General features: G+C 67.0%; 3 protein-coding genes and 1 pseudogene. All 4 read left to right on the top strand.

Annotation, left to right across the window (positions count from 1 at the left end):
* The coding region (locus tag WBG82_RS08985) for a Ppx/GppA phosphatase family protein (protein WP_424423943.1) at positions 1-1,312 on the top strand (1,312 nt) is incomplete at its 5' end.
* On the top strand, positions 1,309-2,034 hold the full coding sequence (locus WBG82_RS08980; protein WP_424423940.1) for an RlmE family RNA methyltransferase: 726 nt from the start codon (positions 1,309-1,311) through the stop codon (positions 2,032-2,034). The genes WBG82_RS08985 and WBG82_RS08980, both read left to right, overlap by 4 nt.
* A 164-nt stretch (positions 2,035-2,198) precedes the next feature.
* On the top strand, positions 2,199-3,662 hold the full coding sequence (gene guaB, locus WBG82_RS08975) for an IMP dehydrogenase (RefSeq protein ID WP_424423937.1): 1,464 nt from the start codon (positions 2,199-2,201) through the stop codon (positions 3,660-3,662).
* An 18-nt stretch (positions 3,663-3,680) separates the two neighbouring features.
* Positions 3,681-3,963: pseudogene (locus WBG82_RS08970) on the top strand (MFS transporter); the annotation flags it as partial.

Genomic DNA, 3,963 nt, shown 5'->3' with positions numbered 1-3,963 from the left:
GGCGGCCCAGGCCGGTCCGTCGGAAACCGCGCCGCAATCCGCCCGTGAGCGGGGCGCCGATCCGTCCCCGGCTGCCGATAATGGCGCTTCCCAGCCTGTGAGCCGCAAGGCACGCAAACGCCGCCGCTCGCGTGGGCGAGGCAAGCGCGCGGATCAGCAGGCATCTCCGGCGTCCAACACAGCCACAGGCGCTGCGCGTCCGCGCGGGCAGGGCAACCGTCCGTCCCGCCACGCGCCGGGCGATGACGGCCCGGTCTATGGCGCGCTCGATCTCGGCACCAATAATTGCCGCCTGCTCATCGCGAGACGCAGCCGCGACGGCTTTCGCGTCGTCGATGCGTTTTCCCGCATCGTGCGCCTTGGCGAAGGGCTTTCGTCGGCCGGCCGTCTCGGCGATGAAGCCATGGACCGCGCCGTCGAGGCGCTTCGCGTCTGTGCCGACAAGATGGCGCGGCGCGGCGTCACCCGCTCGCGGCTGATCGCGACTCAGGCCTGCCGCATTGCCGGCAATGGCGCCGACTTCATCGAGCGGGTGAAGCGGGAAACGGGCCTCTCGCTCGAAATCGTCTCGACCGAGGACGAGGCGCGGCTCGCCGTCGCTGGTTGCGCGCCGCTTCTCGATCGCGCCTGCACTTCGGCGCTCGTCTTCGACATTGGCGGCGGCTCGACGGAGCTCATCTGGGTGAACATGGGAGCGGACGGCCGCAACGGCGCCGGTTTCGGCCGCCAGCGCCCCCGCATCGAGGATTGGACTTCGCTTCCCTGCGGTGTCGTCACGCTGGCCGAGCGCCATGGGGGAATCGATGTGCCGGGGTCTATCTACGACCTCATGGTGGACGAGGTGAGCGCGCGCATCGCGCCCTTCATGGAGCGGCTGAGTGCCCTCCGCGAGGATGGGGGCAATCCGCTGGGCGGCTTTCATCTCCTCGGCACGTCGGGCACGGTGACAACCATCGCGGGCGTTCATCTCGGGCTTCCGCGCTACGACCGCAACCGGGTGGACGGGGTCTGGATCACGCCGGGCGATGTCCACCGCGTGACCCGCAATCTCCTCACCATGAAGTATGAGGACCGCGCCGCGCACCCCTGCGTCGGCCGCGAGCGAGCCGACCTGGTGCTTGCGGGCTGCGCCATCTTCGAGGCGATTTCGCGGGCCTGGCCTGCCGAGCGGCTCCGCGTGGCCGACCGGGGATTGAGGGAGGGTATCCTCCTTTCGCTGATGGATGCCGATGCGGCGCGCGGCAGGCGGCGGCGGCGGCGCTCGCGCGGCGGAGCGAGGGCAAAACACGAGCAGACTGGGGCAACTGCATGACAGAAAAGAAGAAATCGGCCAGCGGACCGATCGGCAGGACGCTCAAGGTGCGTGTGAAGACGGCGAAGAAGCGGTCGCTCTCATCGACGCTCTGGCTCGAGCGCCAACTGAACGACCCCTATGTCCACGCCGCCAAGAGAGAGGGCTATCGCTCCCGCGCGGCCTACAAGCTTTCCGAGCTCGACGACAAGTTCCACTTCCTGAAGCCGGGCGCGCGCGTGGTCGATCTCGGCGCGGCGCCGGGCGGCTGGTGCCAGATTGCGGTCGAACGTGTGAAGTCGCTCCACGGCCGCGGCGAGCGGCAGGGCCGCGTCATCGGCGTCGATATTCTCGACATGGAACCCATGCCGGGCGCCACGATCATGAAGCTCGATTTCCTGTCGGACGGCGCCGACGAAAAGGTGAAGGAGGTGCTCGGCGGCGAGGCGGATGTCGTTCTTTCCGACATGGCCGCGCATGCGACGGGGCACCGCCAGACCGATCATCTGAAGATCATGGCGCTTTGCGAGGCGGCGGCGCAGTTCGCAACCGAGGTGCTGAGCGAGAACGGCACCTTCTGCGCCAAGGTGTTGCGCGGCGGAACGGAGAACGATCTCCTGAACTTCCTCAAGCAGCACTTTCACACCGTGCGGCATGTGAAGCCGAAGGCGAGCCGGGCCGATTCGGCAGAAATGTATGTGCTGGCGCAAGGCTTTCGGAGCAGAAGCGAAGAATCTGCCTGAGCTTTGTCGGCGTGCCGGTCGCGGGCATGACTTGCGATCCGCCATCCGGCCAGGAGAGGAATGAGCGGCCTGATTTCAATCTTCCTTTGCAATTGCGAACAAGGGTGGTAGAAGCCAGCGCCAACACACGATAAGGCTCCCGGCATTCGGGACAGGAGGTTGGCTTGGATATCCGCGAAGCATTGACGTTCGACGACGTTCTCCTGCTGCCAGCGGCCTCCTCCATACTGCCAAGTCAGGCCGATACGCGAACGCGGCTCACACGCTCCGTATCTCTCGGCATCCCGCTCATCTCCGCCGCCATGGACACCGTGACCGAAGGCCGGTTGGCCATCGCCATGGCGCAGGTCGGCGGCATCGGCGTTCTCCATCGCAACATGTCGCCCGAGGACCAGGCCGAACAGGTCCGCATGGTCAAGAAGTTCGAATCGGGCATGGTCGTGAACCCCATCACGATCGAGCCGGATGCGACGCTGGCCGAAGCCCTCGCGCTTATGCAGCAGCACGGCATTTCGGGCATTCCCGTCGTCGAGCATTCCGGGAAACTCGCGGGTGTCCTCACCAACCGCGATGTGCGATTCGCCTCGAACCCGCGCGAACCCGTCCGCAATCTGATGACGAAGGACAATCTCGTCACGGTGAAGGACGGCGTCAGCCAGGAGGAGGCCAAGCGGCTCCTCCACAAGCACCGGATCGAAAAGCTGCTGGTGGTGGACGATGCCTATTGCTGCATCGGCCTCATCACGGTCAAGGACATCGAGAAGGCCCACCTGCACCCGAACGCGACCAAGGACGATCAGGGGCGCCTGCGCGTCGCGGCCGCGACGACGGTGGGCGACGAGGGTTTCGCCCGCTCCGAGGCGCTGATCGCGGCAGGCGCCGACGTCATCATCGTGGATACCGCGCATGGCCACTCGGAGCGCGTCTCCGAGGCGGTCGAGCGCATCAAGAAGCTCTCCAACGTCACGCAGGTGGTGGCGGGTAACATCGCGACCGGCGACGGGGCGAGGGCGCTCATCGACGCGGGCGCCGATGCGATCAAGGTCGGCATCGGGCCGGGCTCGATCTGCACGACCCGCGTGGTGGCCGGCATCGGCGTGCCGCAGCTCACCGCGATCCTCGATGCGGTCGAGGTGGCGCGCAAGTTCGACACGCCCGTCATCGCGGATGGCGGCATCAAATATTCCGGCGATCTCGCCAAGGCCATCGCGGCCGGCGCCGAATGCGCCATGATCGGGTCGCTCTTCGCGGGCACGGACGAGAGCCCCGGCGAGGTCTTCCTTTATCAGGGCCGCAGCTACAAGGCCTATCGCGGCATGGGCTCGGTCGGGGCCATGGCGCTCGGCTCGGCGGATCGCTACTTCCAGCAGGATGTGAAGGATTCGCTGAAGCTCGTGCCAGAAGGCGTTGAAGGACAAGTGCCTTACAAGGGCCCGGTCGGCAACGTTGTGCACCAGCTCGTGGGCGGCCTGCGCGCAGCCATGGGCTATACGGGCTCGGCCACGATCAGGGACTTCCAGGAGCGCGCGAAGTTCGTGCGCATCTCGTCGGCCTCGCTCCGCGAGAGCCATGTCCATGACGTGAAGATCACCCGCGAGGCGCCGAACTATCCCGGCACCGGCACCTAAAGATTTGACGGCCAGGACATGACCCCCGGGGCCCGCCTGCAGGCGGCGATCGATATTCTTTCCGCCATCGACGAGACGAGGCATCCGGCGGATCGCGTGTTCGACGCCTGGGCCCGCAAGAGCCGTTTCGCCGGGTCCAAGGACAGGGCGGCGGTCAGCGAACTCGTTTACAGCGTGCTGCGGCACCGCGCGGCGCTCGTCGCCGCGGTCGGAGGCGAGAGCCCGCGCCTGCTCGCGCTTGCCGCCATTTCGCTCATGGACGGGGCGGGGGCTGCGCCCGCCATGGCGCTCGCCGATGGCG

Origin of the sequence: Parvibaculum sp. (assembly GCF_049671045.1) — a bacterium.
Classification (GTDB): domain Bacteria; phylum Pseudomonadota; class Alphaproteobacteria; order Parvibaculales; family Parvibaculaceae; genus Parvibaculum.
This window is presented reverse-complemented; position numbering and strand designations above follow the sequence as displayed.

Coding starts and splice junctions, on each gene's coding strand:
- WBG82_RS08980 (WP_424423940.1), top strand. CDS start 1,309: ATGACAGAAAAGAAGAAATCGGCCAGCGGACCGATCGGCAGGACGCTC.